The sequence below is a fragment of the Streptomyces sp. NPDC002499 genome (assembly GCF_053595415.1).
This window is the reverse complement of record NZ_JBSFXO010000001.1, coordinates 779,862-795,640: the sequence shown is the minus strand read 5'-3', so window position 1 is coordinate 795,640 and position 15,779 is coordinate 779,862. Positions and strand designations below refer to the sequence as shown.

At 71.0% G+C, this 15,779-nt stretch carries 16 protein-coding genes and 1 pseudogene; 7 read left to right on the top strand and 10 right to left on the bottom strand.

The features are described from left to right. Positions 1-15: 15 nt before the first annotated feature. From ACWD5F_RS03600 to ACWD5F_RS03590, 3 genes and pseudogenes are all read right to left on the bottom strand, one after another. Positions 16-846: pseudogene (locus ACWD5F_RS03600) on the bottom strand (D-alanyl-D-alanine carboxypeptidase family protein); the annotation flags it as partial. A gap of 125 nt (positions 847-971) precedes the next feature. Further along, positions 972-2,111, bottom strand: a complete 1,140-nt coding sequence (rho, locus tag ACWD5F_RS03595; protein ID WP_451250643.1) for a transcription termination factor Rho — start codon at positions 2,109-2,111, stop codon at positions 972-974. Positions 2,112-2,388: 277 nt separating this feature from the next. Continuing rightward, complete coding sequence (locus tag ACWD5F_RS03590) at positions 2,389-3,216, bottom strand: class I SAM-dependent methyltransferase (RefSeq protein ID WP_451250641.1); 828 nt, start codon at positions 3,214-3,216, stop codon at positions 2,389-2,391. Positions 3,217-3,374: 158 nt separating this feature from the next. Here ACWD5F_RS03590 and ACWD5F_RS03585 point away from each other — a divergent pair, with 158 nt between their 5' ends. After that, the gene (locus ACWD5F_RS03585) at positions 3,375-3,668 is read left to right on the top strand and encodes a VOC family protein (protein ID WP_451250639.1); all 294 of its coding nucleotides are present in this window, start codon (positions 3,375-3,377) and stop codon (positions 3,666-3,668) included. Positions 3,669-3,774: 106 nt separating this feature from the next. Here ACWD5F_RS03585 and ACWD5F_RS03580 read toward each other — a convergent pair whose 3' ends face one another. The 4 genes from ACWD5F_RS03580 to ACWD5F_RS03565 form a co-directional block, all read right to left on the bottom strand. Beyond that, complete coding sequence (locus ACWD5F_RS03580) at positions 3,775-4,119, bottom strand: hypothetical protein (RefSeq protein WP_451250637.1); 345 nt, start codon at positions 4,117-4,119, stop codon at positions 3,775-3,777. Between the two features lie 140 nt (positions 4,120-4,259). Beyond that, complete coding sequence (locus tag ACWD5F_RS03575) at positions 4,260-4,538, bottom strand: hypothetical protein (protein ID WP_451250635.1); 279 nt, start codon at positions 4,536-4,538, stop codon at positions 4,260-4,262. 187 nt (positions 4,539-4,725) lie between these two features. Beyond that, positions 4,726-5,493 carry an NPP1 family protein gene (locus ACWD5F_RS03570; RefSeq protein ID WP_401723307.1) on the bottom strand — a complete coding sequence of 256 codons (768 nt, stop codon included), beginning with the start codon at positions 5,491-5,493 and terminating at the stop codon, positions 4,726-4,728. A 27-nt stretch (positions 5,494-5,520) separates the two neighbouring features. Continuing rightward, a complete protein-coding gene (locus ACWD5F_RS03565) occupies positions 5,521-6,582 on the bottom strand; it encodes a glycoside hydrolase family 19 protein (RefSeq protein WP_451251034.1) in 1,062 nt (353 codons plus the stop codon). A gap of 273 nt (positions 6,583-6,855) precedes the next feature. Between ACWD5F_RS03565 and ACWD5F_RS03560 the strand changes: the two genes are divergently transcribed. Together ACWD5F_RS03560 and ACWD5F_RS03555 are read left to right on the top strand one after the other, a co-directional pair. Continuing rightward, positions 6,856-7,365, top strand: coding sequence for an SRPBCC family protein (locus ACWD5F_RS03560; RefSeq protein WP_451250633.1), 510 nt, complete (start codon positions 6,856-6,858; stop codon positions 7,363-7,365). Further along, positions 7,365-8,423 (top strand): LLM class flavin-dependent oxidoreductase, encoded by a 1,059-nt coding sequence (locus ACWD5F_RS03555; RefSeq protein ID WP_451250631.1) that lies wholly within the window; start codon positions 7,365-7,367, stop codon positions 8,421-8,423. The genes ACWD5F_RS03560 and ACWD5F_RS03555 overlap by 1 nt, the downstream gene beginning before the upstream one ends. 64 nt (positions 8,424-8,487) lie before the next feature. On the opposite strand, the gene ACWD5F_RS03550 is transcribed toward ACWD5F_RS03555, so the two are convergent. Next, positions 8,488-9,354, bottom strand: a complete 867-nt coding sequence (locus tag ACWD5F_RS03550; RefSeq protein WP_451251033.1) for an oxidoreductase — start codon at positions 9,352-9,354, stop codon at positions 8,488-8,490. A gap of 235 nt (positions 9,355-9,589) precedes the next feature. Between ACWD5F_RS03550 and ACWD5F_RS03545 the strand changes: the two genes are divergently transcribed. From ACWD5F_RS03545 to ACWD5F_RS03535, 3 genes are read left to right on the top strand one after another with little or no spacing between them, the layout of a single operon-like run. After that, positions 9,590-10,309 carry an SgcJ/EcaC family oxidoreductase gene (locus ACWD5F_RS03545; RefSeq protein WP_451250630.1) on the top strand — a complete coding sequence of 240 codons (720 nt, stop codon included), beginning with the start codon at positions 9,590-9,592 and terminating at the stop codon, positions 10,307-10,309. A gap of 5 nt (positions 10,310-10,314) precedes the next feature. Further along, a complete protein-coding gene (locus tag ACWD5F_RS03540) occupies positions 10,315-10,593 on the top strand; it encodes a YciI family protein (protein ID WP_451250628.1) in 279 nt (92 codons plus the stop codon). Between the two features lie 30 nt (positions 10,594-10,623). Continuing rightward, entirely contained in the window at positions 10,624-11,901 is a 1,278-nt protein-coding gene (locus tag ACWD5F_RS03535) for an RNA polymerase sigma factor (protein ID WP_451250626.1), read from the top strand. A gap of 241 nt (positions 11,902-12,142) precedes the next feature. On the opposite strand, the gene ACWD5F_RS03530 is transcribed toward ACWD5F_RS03535, so the two are convergent. After that, positions 12,143-12,541 carry a nuclear transport factor 2 family protein gene (locus tag ACWD5F_RS03530; protein WP_451250624.1) on the bottom strand — a complete coding sequence of 133 codons (399 nt, stop codon included), beginning with the start codon at positions 12,539-12,541 and terminating at the stop codon, positions 12,143-12,145. A gap of 101 nt (positions 12,542-12,642) precedes the next feature. Between ACWD5F_RS03530 and ACWD5F_RS03525 the strand changes: the two genes are divergently transcribed. Further along, positions 12,643-13,374, top strand: coding sequence for a class I SAM-dependent methyltransferase (locus tag ACWD5F_RS03525; RefSeq protein ID WP_451250622.1), 732 nt, complete (start codon positions 12,643-12,645; stop codon positions 13,372-13,374). Between the two features lie 262 nt (positions 13,375-13,636). On the opposite strand, the gene ACWD5F_RS03520 is transcribed toward ACWD5F_RS03525, so the two are convergent. Further along, positions 13,637-15,712 (bottom strand): ATP-binding protein, encoded by a 2,076-nt coding sequence (locus ACWD5F_RS03520; protein ID WP_451250620.1) that lies wholly within the window; start codon positions 15,710-15,712, stop codon positions 13,637-13,639. Between the last annotated feature and the right edge of the window lie 67 nt (positions 15,713-15,779).

Below are 15,779 nucleotides of genomic sequence, written 5' to 3'. Positions count from 1 at the left end.
CGCAGCGACAAGGGTGTTGCCCGCGTTGCTGGTGTAGCCGTTCTTGACGCCGATCAGCCCCGGATACGCCTCCACACCGTCGGCGCCGGTCAGCAGCCGGTTGGTGTTCTGGATCCCGTACGACCAGCCGCCCCCGCCCGGGAACTTCGCCTCGGCCGTGCCGCAGTACCGCGCGAAGTCCGCGTTGCGCAGCCCCGCCCGCCCGAAGACGGCCAGGTCGTACGCCGACGACACCTGGCCCGGGGTGTCGTAGCCGTCGGGCGAGCGGACGTGGGTGTCCCGGGCGCCGAGGGCACGAGCTTTCGCCTGCATCCGCACGGCCGTCGTACGCCAGCCGCCGTTGAGCGCGGCGAGGACGTGCACGGCGTCGTTCCCGGAGTTGAGGAAGACCCCGCGCCACAGGTCGGCGATCCGGTACGTACGGCCCTCGGCGACGCCGACCAGGCTGCTGCCCGCGCCGATGCCCGCCAACTCCTCCTCCTTGACCTTGTGCTGGATGCCGCCGGGCAGGGCGGGCAGCACGGTGAGGGCGAAGAGGGTCTTGAGGGTGCTGGCGGGCGGCAGCCTGCGGTGCGCGTCGTGCGCGGCGAGCACCTCCCCGGTGCCGGCGTCGGCCACCAGCCACGAGAGGGCGGAGAGGTCAGGGGGACCGGGGGTGCCACGGTGGGGCCTGGCCTGGATGCCGGGGCGGTAGAGCAGGGAGGGCTGTACGGCCGTCGGCCCGGGGCCACCGGGTGGCGTGGGTGCCGGGCCCGCGGCTGACGCGAGGGGCGCGAACGCCAGGACGCCCGCCACACAGAGCGCGCAGGTCGTGACCCCGGCCCGGGAAGAGAATCCGATAGTCATACCGGCCACCGTAGGAACGGACTCTCCGTCCACCGTGCTGCCCCGGCCGATGAGCACCTGCGTGCAACCCGGATGCCGCACGTCAGGGCCGGCGATGCCGAGCTGGTCCCAAGACGGCCGCTGTGTCAGCCGGTGGGCAGTGTCGGCTGGATGCGACGCAGGAAGGTTGCGTTGTCCGGGGTGTCCCGCAGCCGCTCCAGGAGGGTCTCCAGGCTGCCCTGGCCGTCCCGCGTCTGGAGCGCGCGGCGCAGTCCGTGCATGGTGTTCAACTCGGCCGGGGACAGGAGGAGTTCCTCGCGGCGGGTGCCGGACGGGTTGATGTCGACGGCCGGGAAGACGCGCCGGGAGGCGAGCTCGCGGCTCAGCCGCAGCTCCATGTTGCCGGTGCTCTTGAGCTCCTCGAAGAAGTAGTCGTCGGCGCGGGAGCCGGTCTCCACCAGCGCGGTGGCGAGGATGGTGAGCGAACCGCCCTCCGCGGCCAGCCGGGCGGCGCCGAAGAACCGCTTGGGGCCGAGCAGCGCGGTCGCGTCGACACCGCCGCTGAGGGTACGGCCACCGGAGGCGGCCGCGTTGTTGTGCGCCCGGCACAGCCGGGTCAGGGAGTCGAGCAGGATGACGACGTCCTCGCCGGCCTCGACGAGCCGCTTGGCCCGCTCGATCACCAGCTCGGCGAGCGCGATGTGCTGCTTGGCGGGCCGGTCGAAGGTCGAGGCGTACACCTCGCCGCGCACGGAGCGCCGCATGTCGGTGACTTCCTCGGGGCGTTCGTCGAGCAGCACGACCATCAGCCGGGCCTCGGGGTGGTTGCCGGCGACGGCGGCCGCGATCTGCTGGAGCAGCACGGTCTTGCCGGTCTTGGGCGGGGCCACGATCAGCCCGCGCTGGCCCTTGCCGACGGGGGCGATCAGGTCGGCGACCCGACCGGTGAGGCCGGACGCCGGGTGTTCGAGACGCAGCCGCTCCTGCGGGTGCAGGGGGGTGAGGTCGCGGAAGCTGCGGCGACCGCGCAGTTCGGCGGGTGTGCGCCCGTCGATCCGTACGACCTCGGTGAGGGCGCGGCGGTCGCGTACGCCTTCGAGGAGGTCGCCCTTGCGCAGGCCGTGACGGCGGATCAGGGCGGGGGAGACCGTGGGGTCGGACGGGGAGGGCTGCAGGCTCTCGGCGCGCAGGTACCCCTTCCCGTTGGTGTCGATGTCGAGGACACCGAGGGCGACCTGGGTCGTGGGTTCTTGCTTGACCGGGGGGTGTTCGAGTGTGGTGGTCATGATGGTGTGTCCTTTCGAGGACGGCTGGCATGTGACATGCGAAGGAAGGGGATGCCGCGAGAGGGAAGGCGGACGTGCGCCTTCGGCGGCGAGAGAAACAGCACCTCGGGTACGGCACAGCTGTGCCGGTCACGAAGTGGTGCTGGAAAGCCGGTGCGCCGGCCTGGTAACGGCGGGCGGTTCGGCGAACTGAAGGGGAACTGGCACCGGCGCCCGGAAGGGGGCGTACACAAGTGCTAGGAGGACCGTAGCACACGGCCCTCGGCGGTGTGAGCCGTCAGCGGGTGGCGAGGAGGCCGTACAGGAGCGGAATCCTGGGCTCAGGGAGCCGCCACCAGCCGGAGGGGGTGCGGACCATGTGCGGCCAGCGCGGCCACGGCAGCTCGTCGCTCTCCGTCAAGCGCTGGATCTTCATTCCTGCATCCGTCAACGCGTTGATGACCTCGCTTATTCCGTGCATCCACTCGTAACTGTCGGTGGCTTCCTCGAGCGCCGGGCCGTCGGTGTACGTGTGCGTGCCGTCTCGGTGCACCGCGCCCGCGCCGCCGAGGTAGTCGTGGCGCAGCAGCAGCTCGGGGCCCTCGCCCGGACCCGGCTTCGGGCCGAGGGAGTTGAGCAGCGGGTGGAACTCGCAGATGTACAACCGCCCGCCGGGGCGCAGGAGTTGAGTCATCACGCCCGCCCAGCGCGTCAGGTCCGGCAGGTAGCACAGCGCGCCCTTGCCGGTGTACACGACGTCGAACTGCCGCCCGTCCAGGGCCTCCACGGCGTCGTACACGTTCGCCTGCACGTACTCGACGTCCAGCCCGGCCTTCGCCGCGATGTCACGGGCGGCCGCCACCGACGCGGCCGAGAAGTCGAGCCCGGTGGCCCGGGCGCCGCGCTGCGCGAAGGCGATCGTCTCCGTGCCGAGGTGGCACTGGAGATGGAGCACGTCCTGTCCGGCCAGCTCACCGAGGTCCGCCCACTCGAAGGCGCCGAACCAGCGGGCCGGATCGAGGTCCTGGTCGAGGCCGTAGAACCGGCTGGCGAGATGGACGGGGGTGCGGGCGTCCCAGTTCGCCTGGTTGGCCCGCATGAACCGGGCCTGCTCGTCGGTGGTCATGAAGACCATCCAACCAAACGTCCCCGGCTCCGCGCCGCATACCAGCCATACGAACCCCCGATGCCCTTTCGCGGACCTACTTCTTGTTCCGGCCCAACCCCCTACCTACGCTGCCACCACCGCACTCCGGCGGGCTTGGACAAGGGACTTGGGCAGTCATGGGTCGACTGGCCGGGAAAATCGCTTTCATCAGCGGGGCTGGCGCATCGAGCTGCTCGCCCGCCCCGGACCCCCTGACCGCCGCCCTCACCGAGGGATACGGGCACTTCGCGGTCACCACCCCCGAACTCGACCCGGTCTACGCCGCTGTGGTGGCCCACGAAGCCGGTGAGGTCATGAAACCCGGCCCCTCTCCCGAACTCGGGGTGCGCATGGCCTGGGTCAGTGACCCCGAGGGAAATCTCATCGAACTCATAGAGAAATTCGACCCCGTAGCGAAGAACGCAGAGTGAGGGCACCGCGATGACGGAATCGATCTCCTTGAAAAAGCTCGACAAAGGGACGCTCATAGCGTGTTGTCTCGCGGTGGCCGCGGCACAGCTGTGCATTACGGTGCCCTCACCGATCAACGGCAATATTCAGGCGGCTTTCGGCGCCTCTGGCTCTCAGGTCGCCTGAGTCACGTCCGCGTTCATTCTGCCCACCGCGATTCTCGAGCTGAATTTCGGCGTACTCGGTGACCTGTTCGGCCGTAAACGCCTTCTGGTACTGGGCGGGTTCATCCTGGCGCTCGGTGAACTCCTCAACGCCCTTGGCCTCACCGCCCTGCTGTGGGGCATCATCGAGGGCGGTGACCGCGGTTGAGGCAGCGAGGCGATCGTCGGCTCGCTCACCCTGGCCGGCATGTTCGGCTTCATCGGCACCGCGTACTGCGTCTCCATCCGGCTCGGCGCCGTGATGCACCTGAGCCCGCTGAGGGCCGGAATGCCGTTCGTGATCCTGTAGTTGATCCCGCTCCTGCTGGCCCCGGTGCTGAGCAGGATGCTGACCCGGGTCGAGCCGCGCTGGCTGCTGATGGGCGGTCTGCTGCCGATGGCCGCCGGTCAGTTCTGGATCGCCGCGCTGCCCATCACCTCGACGTCCCTCGCGGCCTTCATCGGCCCGGTGCTGCTGCTCGGCGTCGGCTTCATCTGCGTCGTCTCATCGCTCACCTCCGCGGCCGTGAACGCCGTACCCATCAACATGACCGGCATGGCCAGCGGAGCGACCAGCCTGGTGCGGGAGTTCGGGCAGGCGCTCGGCCCGGCGGTCATCAGCACCGTCGCGATGAGCGCCGCCTCCTCGGTCCTGGTGGGCAGGCTCAGCGGCGCGGACGCCGGCATGGAGGCGGCCGCGGGTCCGCTAGCCGTGGTGAACGCGGGCAGCGACAACGCCCGGGCCGCCGCCCGGACCGCGCTCGGTCACGGCATGGCGTTGGGCGTGGTGATCTGCGGCTGTGCCTCCCTGGTGCCGGACGGGCATGACAGAGGGGCCGGGGTACCTGACCCCGGCCCCTCTGTCATGGGTGGCTCACGCGTACGGGTCGAAGGGGATCCCCGCCGGCTTCGCGTAGTTGAGGTTGTATTGGAAGTCGCCGTCGTCGATCTTGAGCGTCGCCGAGCCGAAGTCGGCGCTCATGAGCTTGTCGCGGAAGCCGGCCGGGTAGCCGTTCCAGCCGACCAGACGCGGGTAGAACCAGTTGCCCGTGGCGTTCTCCGCCGGCTCGTCGTTGCTGTTGGCGAAGCGGAAGCAGTGCGTCGAGACGCCGTCCTTGTGGTACACGATCTTCGGGTGGGTGCCGTCGAACCGGATCGAGGAGGCGGCGGCCGTCGCGTAGCTGCTGTGCTGCGACGCCGACACGTACTGGACCTGGTTGTTGTTGATCCACACGATGACGTGTTCCCAGTCGTGCGTGTGCCCGATCGCGGCCGGACCGAGGGTGGCCTGGTCCTTCTCGAAGTAACTGGCGTACATGACGGCGCACCAGTCGTTGTTGCACTTCTCGCGCGAGTACGTGTTGGCGTTGGCCAGTTGGGCGTAGTCGTGGCAGTGCCCGTTGACGTCGCCGCCGAGCTTCAGGCCCGGGTTGAGCGTGCCGTCGGCGCCGATGGCGGCGGTCGCGTAGCAGCCGTCACCGTCGTAGTCGTAGGCCGGCGAGAAGGTCTGCTCCAGGCCGTCGGCGTTCTGGGGGAGCAGGGTCAGGACGCTTGCGTGGGCACTGGCCGGGATCGCCACGACGAGTGTCATGGCGCCGACCGTGCCGAGGAGGACCTTGGCGAGAGATCTCAACTTGTTCATGTTGCTTCCTTGTCGCACGTACGAGCGTCAGCAGTAGAGGTTGCTGCCGGGGGTGACTCCGAGGACGGAGGTGATGCGGTTGTAGGCATCCACGCGGCTCTGGACCTGGGCGGGGTTGCGGCCGTCGCACTCAAGAGAGCCGTTGATGGAGCGGATGGTCTGGCCGAAGCCGGCGCCGTTGACCATCGCGTTGTGGGGGGTCATGGTCCCGGGACCGGTCTGGGTGTTCCAGTACCAGAGGCCGGTCTTCCAGGCCACGGCCGAGTCGTTCTGCACCAGCCAGGGGTTGTTGAGGAGGTCGATGCCCAGGGCGTCGCCGGCTGCCTTGTAGTTGAAGTTCCAGGACAGCTGGATGGGACCACGGCCGTAGTAGGCGGCCTGTCCGGCGGGGCAGCCGTAGGACTGGCTCCAGTCGCAGTACGTGGGGTAGTTGGCGGTGTTCTGCTCCACCACGTACACCAACCCACCCGTCTCATGACTGACGTTGGCCAGGAACGCGGCGGCTTCCTGCTTCTTGGTGGTGTCCGAGCCGGTGTTCGCGAAGCCCGGGTAGGCCGACAGCGCCGCGGTCAGGCCGCTGTAGCTGTAGAAGGAGTTCCGGCCCGGGAAGATCTGGTTGAACTGCGCCTCACTCACCACGAAGCCCGAGGGGTTGGTACCGCCACCGCCACTCGCGGGCGCGCTCCACTTCTGGTTCGCCCCGCCCCCGCAGGTCCAGATCTGCAGCCGGGTGCCGTTGGCGCTGTTGTTGCCGGTGACGTCCAGGCACTTGTTGGCCTGCGGGTTGACGATGTCGTTGGCCGAACTGACGACCCACTGCTGCGCGGCGGAGCCGTTGCAGTCGTACAGCTGGACGGTCGTGCCGTCCGCGGTGCCGGCACTGGTCACGTCCAGACACTTGCCGAGCGCGCGCAGGGTGCCGTCGCCGGGGTTGGACCAGGTCTGGGCGGCGGTGCCATTGCAGTCGTAGAGCTGGATGGCGGTGCCGTTGGCGGTGTTGGCACCCGCGACGTCGACGCACTTGCCGGCCAGGCCGGTGATCCGGCCGTCCGCCGCGTGGGCGGGCATGACGGAGAACAACGTTGTCATCGCGGCCGTCAGCACGAACGTGAGCACGAGCCAGACCAGAGATCTGCGTCTGGGCTGAACCATTCCGAAGGTGGGGGAGAGCATCGGATGTCGCTCCTTGGCGGTGAGTGGGGGGTTGGGGGTGAGTCCAGAGGGCACCACTGATGCGAACTGGTCCAGACCTTGGCAGGTCGGAATGGGTGCGTCAACACTTAAGGAAAGACGCGAAGTTGACGACTGGATATCGTGTCGGCATGCGGCAAAAGTCCTGCGACGGCGAGGAGGCCGACGGGCGTGAAGTGGACGGGTGCGCGCTACACCGACAAACCCACCGTCGAGGTGCGGACGTGGATCGACGCCCCGCCCGAGCGGGTGTGGGCGCTCGTGTCGGACGTCGGACGGATGCCGGGCCTGAGCGACGAACTCCAGTCGGTGGAATGGCTCGACGGCGCCACCGCACCGGCGGTCGGTGCCCGGTTCCTCGGCCGCAGCAGGCATGAGGCGCTCGGGGACTGGTCCACCACCTCGTACGTCATCGAGTACGAACCGGGCCGCGTCTTCGCGTGGGCGGTGGAGGATCCCGCGGACCCGTCCGCCGTCTGGCGCTTCCGCCTGCACGCGGGCGACGGGGGCACCGAGTTGTCGGAGTGGGTGCAGTTGGGGCCCGGTCGCTCCGGACTGTCCGTGGCCATCGGCCGGATGCCGGACAAGGAGGAGAAGATCGTGTTCGTACGGCTGCGGGAGTTCGAGCGGAACATGACGGCCACCCTGGAGCGGATCAAGCGGCTGGCGGAGACCGGCTGATGCGCACCGCGACCACCGTCGAGGCCTCCGGCGGCCACCATTGGTCCGAGCAGACCGACTTCGTCGTGGAGGCCGAGAAACTCGGACTCGACGTCTGCTGGGTGGCCGAGGCCTGGGGTTCCGACGCGCCCTCCGCCCTCGGCTACTACGCCGCCCGCACCGAGCGGATGCTGCTGGGCTCCGGCGTCATCCAGATCGGCACCCGCACCCCGGTCGCCGTCGCGCAGACCGCGATCACGCTCTCCAACCTGTCCGGCGGACGCTTCCTGCTGGGCCTCGGGGCGTCAGGCCCCCAGGTCATGGAGGGACTGCACGGCGTTCCCTTCGCCCGGCCGCTGGCCCGGATGCGGGAGACCGTGGAGATCGTGCGCCGCGTCCTCGACGGCGGCAAACTCTCCTACGCGGGCACGGAGTTCCGTATCCCGCTGCCCGACGGCGACGCCGTCCCGATGCGTCTGTCGACGCGGGCCGAGCACGCCGTCCCCGTCTACCTCGCCGCCCTGTCACCGGCCATGCTCCGGCTCACCGGTGAGGTCGCCGACGGCTGGCTCGGCACCAGTTTCGTGCCCGAGGGCGCCGCCGACGCCTACTTCGCCCCGCTCGACGAGGGGCTCGCCCGCGGCGGGCGCGAGCGGGCGGACCTCGACGTCTGCCAGGGAGCGGAGGTCGCCTTCGCCCCCGACGAGGACGCCCTCGGCGCGATGGTCGCCGGTCGCAAGAAGGAACTCGCGTTCAGCCTCGGCGGCATGGGCTCCGCCTCCACCAACTTCTACAACCGGGCGTACAGCCGCCAGGGTTGGGCCGAGGTCGCCGCCGAGGTGCGCGAGCGCTGGCAGGCCGGCGACCGGGACGGCGCGGCGGCCCTCGTCACCGACGAGATGGTCCTGGGCACGACGCTGATCGGCACCGAGGCGATGGTGCGACGCAGGCTGCGGGTGTGGCGGGACGCCGGGGTGGACACGGTACGGCTGTATCCGGCCGGGGAGACCCTGGACGCCCGGCTCGCCACGCTGGGGCGGGCGATCGAGCTGGTGCGGGAGGTCGGGGACGGGGCGTGACCCGGCATCGGTAGCCCACGAGAGTGCCCCGGGGGTCGGCTTGCCGATCGCGGTCGCCTCCCGATCACTTTCCGATCGCGTCCAGTTCCGCGATCGCGTCCGCCGGGAGCGTCAGCTCGGCCGCCGCCACGTTCTCGCGCAGGTGGTCGACCGAGGACGTACCCGGAATGAGGACGATCGAGGGCGAGTGCTGCAACAGCCAGGCCAGCGCGACCTGTTGGGGTGAGGCGTCGAGGCGGGCGGCGACCGAGTCGAGGGCGTCGTGCTGGAGCTGGGAGAAGCCGCCGAGCGGGAAGAAGGGGGCGTAGGCGATGTTGTCGGCCGCGCAGCGGTCGACGAGGTCGTCGTCCTTCCGGTTGGCCAGGTTGTAGAGGTTCTGCACGGTCACGACCGGGGCGATGGCCTGGGCCTCCGTGAGCTGGGCGACGGAGACACCGCTCAGGCCCAAGTGCCTGACCAGTCCCTCCTGTTGGAGCTCCGCGAGGGCGCCGAACCTCTCGGCGATCGACTCGTCCCCGTCGCTCTCCACCGAGCCGAGCCGCAGGTTGACGGCGTCGAGGGCGTCGACGCCCAGCCGTCGCAGGTTGTCGTGCACCTGTGCCTTGAGCTGGTGCGGTTCCTGGGCCGGCAGCCACGCCCCGGTGCCGTCGCGGCGGGCGCCCACCTTGGTGACGATCCTCAGGTCCGCCGGGTACGGATGCAGGGCTTCCTTGATCAGCTCGTTGACGACGTAGGGGCCGTAGAAGTCGCTGGTGTCGATGTGCGTGATGCCCAGCTCGACCACCTCTCGCAGCACCGCCAGCGCCTGGTCGCGGTCCTTGGGCGGTCCGAACACACCCGGCCCCGCCAGCTGCATGGCGCCGTAGCCCATACGGCTGAGGGTGAGGTCCGGGGCGAGGGTGATCGTTCCGCCGGGAGCTGAGGTGGCCATGGTGGCGCCCTTCGTGTGGTCGTCCGATGCGATCACCACTCTCCTACGGTCGCGGCCGGGTAGGCAGTACCTCCTGCTTCCTGGGACCGCCGGTACCAGGAAGCAGGTCCGAGGAGCCGGTGCCAGGAGCGCGGGCGCGGAAATCCCGTCCGATTTTCTTCCGGCGTGGTGTCGATTCGCGTCGGTGCCGTTCGTCGGCGGGGTGTAGGAAGCAAGAGACGACCGGGAGGACCCCATGAAGTACATGCTGCTCGTCTGCGGCGACGACACCGCCGACGGCTCGGGAATGGCACCCGTCGAACCCTGGGTGGAGGAGCTGGGCGACAGCCGCGTACGGCTGCACGGCCACCGCCTCGCGAAGCCCGCCGAGGCCGTCACCGTGCGGGTCCGCGGCGGCGAGGTGCTGCGCACCGACGGGCCGTTCGCGGAGACCAAGGAGTACGTCGCCGGATTCGACGTGCTGGAGTGCGACAGCCTGGAGGAGGCCGTCCAGGCCGCGGCTCGGCATCCCGTGGCGACGATCGGGGCCATGGAGGTACGTCCGTTCTGGCCGATGGAGGGGGAGGAGGACGGGGAGACACAGATCCGTCGCCTCGACGCCGAGCTGACCGAGGCGGCCCGCGAGCGCGACGTCGAGCGGATGCTGGCCTGCTACGCACCGGACGTCACCGCCTTCCACCTCGCCGACGGCCGGGAACTGCACGGTCTGGACAGCTTCCGGAAGGTCGTGGAGGACTTCTTCGGGAGCGTGACCGGCCCGGTGACCCGCGAGGTGCTGGACCTGCGTGTCCACGGGGACGAGAGCGTCGCCTTCGCCCACTCCCTCGTACGGATCCGAGCCACTCGTACGGACGGCGAGCCCCTCGACGATGTCCTTCGCGTCACCACCGGCTACCGCGACGCCGGCCTGCGCTGGCTGATCACCCACGAGCACGTGTCGCTCCAGGCCGGGTGACGACCGTGAAGTACGTCCTGTTCGTCTGCGCACCGGCGGACGACGAGGAACCCGTCCGGACAGCGGTCACCGTCCGCCTCCGCCCGCCCTCCGACGCCACCACCGTGCGCGTCCGGGGTGACGAAGTCCTGCTGGACGACGGGCCGTTCGCCCGCACCGAGGAGTACGTCGCGGGTGTCGACCTGGTCGAGGCGGCCGACCTCGACGAGGCCATCGCGCTCGCCGCGCGGCACTCCGCGGCCGGCGGGGGCGGACCGGTCGAGGTGCGGCCGGTGCGGGGGTGACCGACGGTGCCTGACGAGGAGTCGCCTGAGGTGGGGGCGCCCGATGCGGACGTCGAGGAAGCCGTCGCCGTCGCCTTCCGCGCGGAGTGGGGCCAGGTAGTCGCCACCCTGATCCGGGTGACCGGCGACTGGGACCTCGCCGAGGAGTGCGCGCAGGACGCCTTCGCCCAGGCCCTCGACCGGTGGCGGCGCGACGGCGTGCCACGCCGCCCCGGCGCCTGGCTCACCACGACCGCCCGCAACCGCGCTCTCGACGTACTGCGCCGGGAGGCGGTCGGGGCGGCCAAACTCCGGGAGGTGGCGGTGCTGGCCGGCGACGAACCGTACGACGACAGGGACAGGGCCGGATCGCCGTACGAGGACGACGACGCGAGCGGTGTGCAGGACGACCGGCTGCGGCTGATCTTCACCTGCTGCCACCCCGCAGTGCCCATCGAGGCGCGGGTCGCCCTGACCCTGCGCACCCTCGCGGGGCTGACCACCCCCGAGATCGCCCGCGCCTTCCTCGTGCCGGAGGCGACCATGGCGCAGCGTCTGGTGCGGGCCAAACGGAAGATCCGCAACGCCGGCATCCCCTACCGCGTACCGCCCGCGCACCTGTTGCCCGAGCGCACGGCGGGTGTCCTCGGTGTCCTCTACCTCCTCTTCAACGAGGGCTACACGGCCTCGTCCGGCGCGGAGCTGGTCCGGCGGAACCTGTGCGCCGAGGCCATCCGGCTCGCCCGGGTCCTGGCCCGGCTCATGCCGGACGAGCCCGAGGTGCTCGGCCTGCTCGCGCTCCTGCTGCTGCACGATTCCCGTCGGCACGCGCGCGTGGACGGCGCGGGTGAGCTGATGACCCTGGAGGACCAGGACCGCGGTGCCTGGGACCGCGCCGAGATCGCCGAGGGCGCCGCCCTGGTGGAGACGGCACTGCGCCGGGGCAGCCCCGGGCCGTACCAGATCCAGGCCGCCATCGCCGCGTGCCACACCACCGCCCGTACGGCCGAGGAGACCGACTGGGCCGACATCGCCGCGCTCTACGGAGAGTTGGCCTGCTACGTGCCCTCCGCCGTGGTCCGCCTCAACCGCGCGGTGGCCGTCGGCATGGCCGAGGGCCCGGAGGCGGGCCTCGCCCTGGTCGCGGAACTGGAGCGGGAGGGCGAACTGGCCGACTACCACCTGCTCCCGGCCACCCGCGCCGATCTGCTGCGCCGCGCCGGCCGCCTGAAGGAGGCGGCCGAGGCGTACCGGCAGGCGCTGGAGCTGGTGGAGAACGAGGCCGAGCGGAGGTTCCTGGAGAAGCGGCTCGCGGAATGCGGGGTGTAGAAGCGGTTCGCGGGGGTGGGCGCGGTCGTAAGAGCCCTCTGTGGGAGTGCGGGTCGTAGGAGTTCTACGACGGTCAGGAACCGTCGAGCGCGTTCGTGATCGCCTTCACCCCGCCGTGCGCCGCGCGGAAAGACGGTGACGATGACCGTCGACGGCACCGCGACCGCGATCACGCTCGGCACGAGTCACACCGGTGCCATCACCCTCACCGTCGCGTAAGGGCGGGCGGAGGCGCGGCCGTTCAGACGGACCGTGCCTCCGCCTCCTTGGCGATCTGCTCGAACTGGGCGCCCATGGCGGCCGCGAGGGCCTGCACACCCGACAACGGGCGGACCATGACCGTGAGTTCGTCGATCAGGCCGTTCTCGTCGACGTGGATGAAGTCGCAGCCGGTCAGCTCCCGGTCGCCGACCCGGGCCGCGAAGACCAGGGCGTGGTTGCGGCCGTCGGGGCCGGCGAGCTCGTTCTCGTAGCGGAAGTCCTCGAAGACCCGGCTGACCGCGCGCAGGATCGCCGCGGTGATCGCCTTGCCCGGGTACGGCTTGAAGACCGCCGGGCTGGTGAAGACGACGTCCTCGGCCAGCAACGCCTCGACGGCGTCCAGGTCGCCCGCCTCGACCGCCTCGCGGAACGCGCGCATCGGATCACCTCATAGTCAATTTGTTGAGTAGATGTGGATGAGAGTAATGAGCCGTTGTTGCGGTGTCCACCGGCGCGGCCCGTTCACCTAGGCTGAGCCGCATGTTCAGCCCCGAGGGACCCAGCCTCCGTGAACTCGCCGTCCAGGCGCTGTCCTCCGTCGAACGCGGGTACGACCTGCTCGCTCCGAAGTTCGACCACACGCCGTTCCGGACCCCGGACTCCGTGCTGGACGCGGTCGCGGCGGCACTGAAGCGGACAGGTTCCTACGACACCGGACTCGACCTGTGCTGCGGCACGGGGGCCGGGATGGAGGTGCTGGCGTCGGTGTGCCGGCAGAGCATCACCGGGGTCGACTTCAGCGGCGGGATGCTGGACGTGGCGCGCAAGGACCTGCACGGCATCGGCGTCCCTGAGGTGAACTGGGTGCGCGCGGACGCCCGTGCGCTGCCCTTCCGCCCCGGCTCCTTCGGTGTGGTGGTGAGCTTCGGGGCGTTCGGGCACTTCCTGCCCTCGGAGCTGCCCGGTCTGTTCGCGCAGGTCCACTCCGTGCTGCGGCCGGGCGGCTGCTTCGCGTTCCCCGTGCTGGCCCCGCCCCGGCCCACCTCTCCGGTGTTCTGGATGCTGCTCGGGTTCGACGGGGTGATGCGGGTGCGCAACGCCGTCTGGCGCCCGCCGTTCGTCATGTACTACCGCGCCTTCCGGCTCGGCGAGGTACGGCGGGAACTGGAGCGCGCCGGATTCGCCGTGGACCTGCACGCGCTCCCGGAGTTCGGCGAACGGAGCGACGGCAGCCCCCGCGTGCGGATGGTCGCGGCCCGGAAGCTGCCGTAGGACGTCCCGCTCGCCGGAGTCCGGGTGGAGCGTCGGTCGGAGGTCAGGTCCGGGGCCTGTCGGAGGTGCCGGTCGGCAGGGCGGTCGGGGCGCCGGAGTCCAGGCGGAGCGCCGGTCCGAGGCCGGCCAGTGGCCAGGTCCGGGGCCGGTCACAGGTCCGGGTCGGCAGGGGGTCCCGTTCGCCGGAGTCCAGGCGGAGCGTCGGCCGGAGGCCGGTCGAAGGCCAGGTCCGAGGTCGGTCGGCGTTCCGATTCAAGGCCCGTCAGAGATCCAGTTCGACCGGCACCCCGCCCAGCGCCAGCGCGACCCCCGCCTCCGGGGTCAACTCCCCGCCCTCGCGCACCGCTTCGCTGAACCGGGCGTGGCCGAGGGCGGCACGCAGTCGGCGCTCGTACTCGCGGTGGAAGACCGTCCGGTCGGGTCGGCCGAGCTGGGGCAGGCCTGCGGTGAGCCACAGGCGCCGGCTGACGCCGAGCAGGCGCGCGGCCAGTTCCGCCTCGCCCCGCGTGGCCTGTGCGGCGACCAGCAGGTCGGCGACCGCGGCGGCGCCGATCCGGTCGTGGACGCGCCACTTCGCGGTCAGGGCGGCGCGCGCCGACAGCAGCGCCTCGTCCGCGTGGCCGAGACCGATCCCGGCCAGTGCGACGAAGAAGTCGCCCCACGCCCGCATCCACAGCTCGCCGCGCTTGGCGCAGTCGGCGCGCAGCCGCTCGGCGACCGCCGCGCACCGCTCGAACGCGGCCTGGCCGGCCAGCAGATACGCCTGAAGGGCGAGTGTCAGCAGTTGGAAGAACTCGGCCCCGCCGTCCCCCGCGGGCGCCTGGCCGACGGCCCCGTACAGCACCGCCGAACGCGCCGACTCGCCCCGCACGGCCAGGCTCGCTCCCGTCAACGGCAGTGCGGGCACCGGCAGTCGACGTTCCTCCGCGAGCCAGACGTACGCGGCGCTCACCGACTCGGCGGCCTCCAGATCGTCCGGTACGACGGTGACCAGCCGGTGCGCCCAGACCGCGAGGGTCTGGTCGGGCCCGCCGGCCTCGGGCGCGCGCTCCAGCGCCCGCTCCAAGTAGCCACGGCCCTCCTCCGTGAAGCCGCAGGCGAACCAGAAGAACCAGAGGGAGCCGGTGAGTTCGAGCGCCGTCTCGGGTTCCGGCGCGGTCAGGCACTCCTCCACCGCGAGCCGCAGATTGGCGTGTTCCGAGGTCAGCCGCTCGGCCCACATCCGCTGGCCGGGCCCGAGCCACTCCGCCTCGCCCTGCCGGGCGATCCACCGGAAGTAGTCCCGGTGTCTGCGCCGCACCGCGTCCTGTTCGCCCAGGCCGGTCAGCCACTCGGCGCCGAACGAGCGGACCGTGTCCAGCATCCGGTAGCGCGTGCCCACCGCCTCGCCGTCCCGCGTGACGATGGACTTCTCGGTGAGCGAGGCCAGCAGGGCGAGGATCTCCTCGGCGTCCAACGGGCCGCCGTGGCACACGAATTCGGCCGCCTCGACGTCCCAGCCACCGGCGAACACCGACAGCCGCGCCCACAGCAACCGCTCCAGCGGGGTGCACAGTTCATGGCTCCAGCCGATCGCGGTGCGCAGCGTCTGATGCCGGGCCAGCCGTGGCCGCGCGGGCGAGACGAGCAGGTCGAACCGGGAGTCCAGGCCCTCCAGCAGACGGTCGAGCGGAAAGCCGCGCAGCCGCACCGCGGCCAGCTCCAGGGCCAGCGGTATCCCGTCGAGCCGGGCGCAGACCGCGGCCACGCACGCCCGGTTGGCCTCGGTGAGCGCGAACGACGGGACCGCGGCCGCCGCCCGGGCCGCGAACAGAGCCACCGCGTCGTCCCGCTCACCGAGCGGCAACGGCGCCACCGCCAGCAACTGCTCCCCGGGCAGCCCCAGCGGCTGCCGACTGGTGGCCAGCACCCGCAACTCCGGCACGCTCGCAAGGAGTTCGTGCACCACCCGCGCACACTCCTCCAGCACGTGCTCACAGGTGTCGAGGACGAGCAGCAACGGCGCGCCCGTGAGGTGCTCGGCGACCGCCTCGAGGAGCGGGCGCAGGGTCTGTTCGGTCAGCCGAGTGGCCTGGGCCACGGCATTGGTCAGCAGGTCCGGGTCCCGCAGCTCGGACAGCTCCACCAGCCACACCCCGCCCGGAAAGCCGGCCCGCGCCGCATGCGCGGCCCGCAGCGCCAGCCGCGACTTGCCCACCCCGCCCGGCCCCGTCAGTGTCACCAGCCGCGTGCTCCCCAACAGCCCCGCTATCTCGGCGAGTTCACCCCGACGGCCGATGAACGCGTTCGCCTCGGCGGGAAGGTTGCCGGTCCTGCCGCCCTGTACCGAGGCCGCCATGGTCCCCCCTCACCCAGCCGAACGCCGACACCATAACCCCTCACGGAAGGCCTGATCCCGGCGTAGC

Excerpts from the sequence above, each read along its gene's own strand:
- ACWD5F_RS03565 (WP_451251034.1), bottom strand. The coding sequence starts at position 6,582 with ATGACAACGTTGTTCTCCGTCATGCCCGCCCACGCGGCGGACGGCCGG.
- ACWD5F_RS03555 (WP_451250631.1), top strand. The coding sequence starts at position 7,365 with ATGCGCACCGCGACCACCGTCGAGGCCTCCGGCGGCCACCATTGGTCC.
- ACWD5F_RS03530 (WP_451250624.1), bottom strand. The coding sequence starts at position 12,541 with ATGCGCGCGTTCCGCGAGGCGGTCGAGGCGGGCGACCTGGACGCCGTC.
- ACWD5F_RS03585 (WP_451250639.1), top strand. The coding sequence starts at position 3,375 with ATGGGTCGACTGGCCGGGAAAATCGCTTTCATCAGCGGGGCTGGCGCA.
- ACWD5F_RS03550 (WP_451251033.1), bottom strand. The coding sequence starts at position 9,354 with ATGGCCACCTCAGCTCCCGGCGGAACGATCACCCTCGCCCCGGACCTC.
- ACWD5F_RS03545 (WP_451250630.1), top strand. The coding sequence starts at position 9,590 with ATGAAGTACATGCTGCTCGTCTGCGGCGACGACACCGCCGACGGCTCG.
- ACWD5F_RS03590 (WP_451250641.1), bottom strand. The coding sequence starts at position 3,216 with ATGACCACCGACGAGCAGGCCCGGTTCATGCGGGCCAACCAGGCGAAC.
- ACWD5F_RS03520 (WP_451250620.1), bottom strand. The coding sequence starts at position 15,712 with ATGGCGGCCTCGGTACAGGGCGGCAGGACCGGCAACCTTCCCGCCGAG.
- ACWD5F_RS03575 (WP_451250635.1), bottom strand. The coding sequence starts at position 4,538 with ATGCCGGCGTCCGCGCCGCTGAGCCTGCCCACCAGGACCGAGGAGGCG.
- ACWD5F_RS03525 (WP_451250622.1), top strand. The coding sequence starts at position 12,643 with ATGTTCAGCCCCGAGGGACCCAGCCTCCGTGAACTCGCCGTCCAGGCG.
- rho (WP_451250643.1), bottom strand. The coding sequence starts at position 2,111 with ATGACCACCACACTCGAACACCCCCCGGTCAAGCAAGAACCCACGACC.
- ACWD5F_RS03570 (WP_401723307.1), bottom strand. The coding sequence starts at position 5,493 with ATGAACAAGTTGAGATCTCTCGCCAAGGTCCTCCTCGGCACGGTCGGC.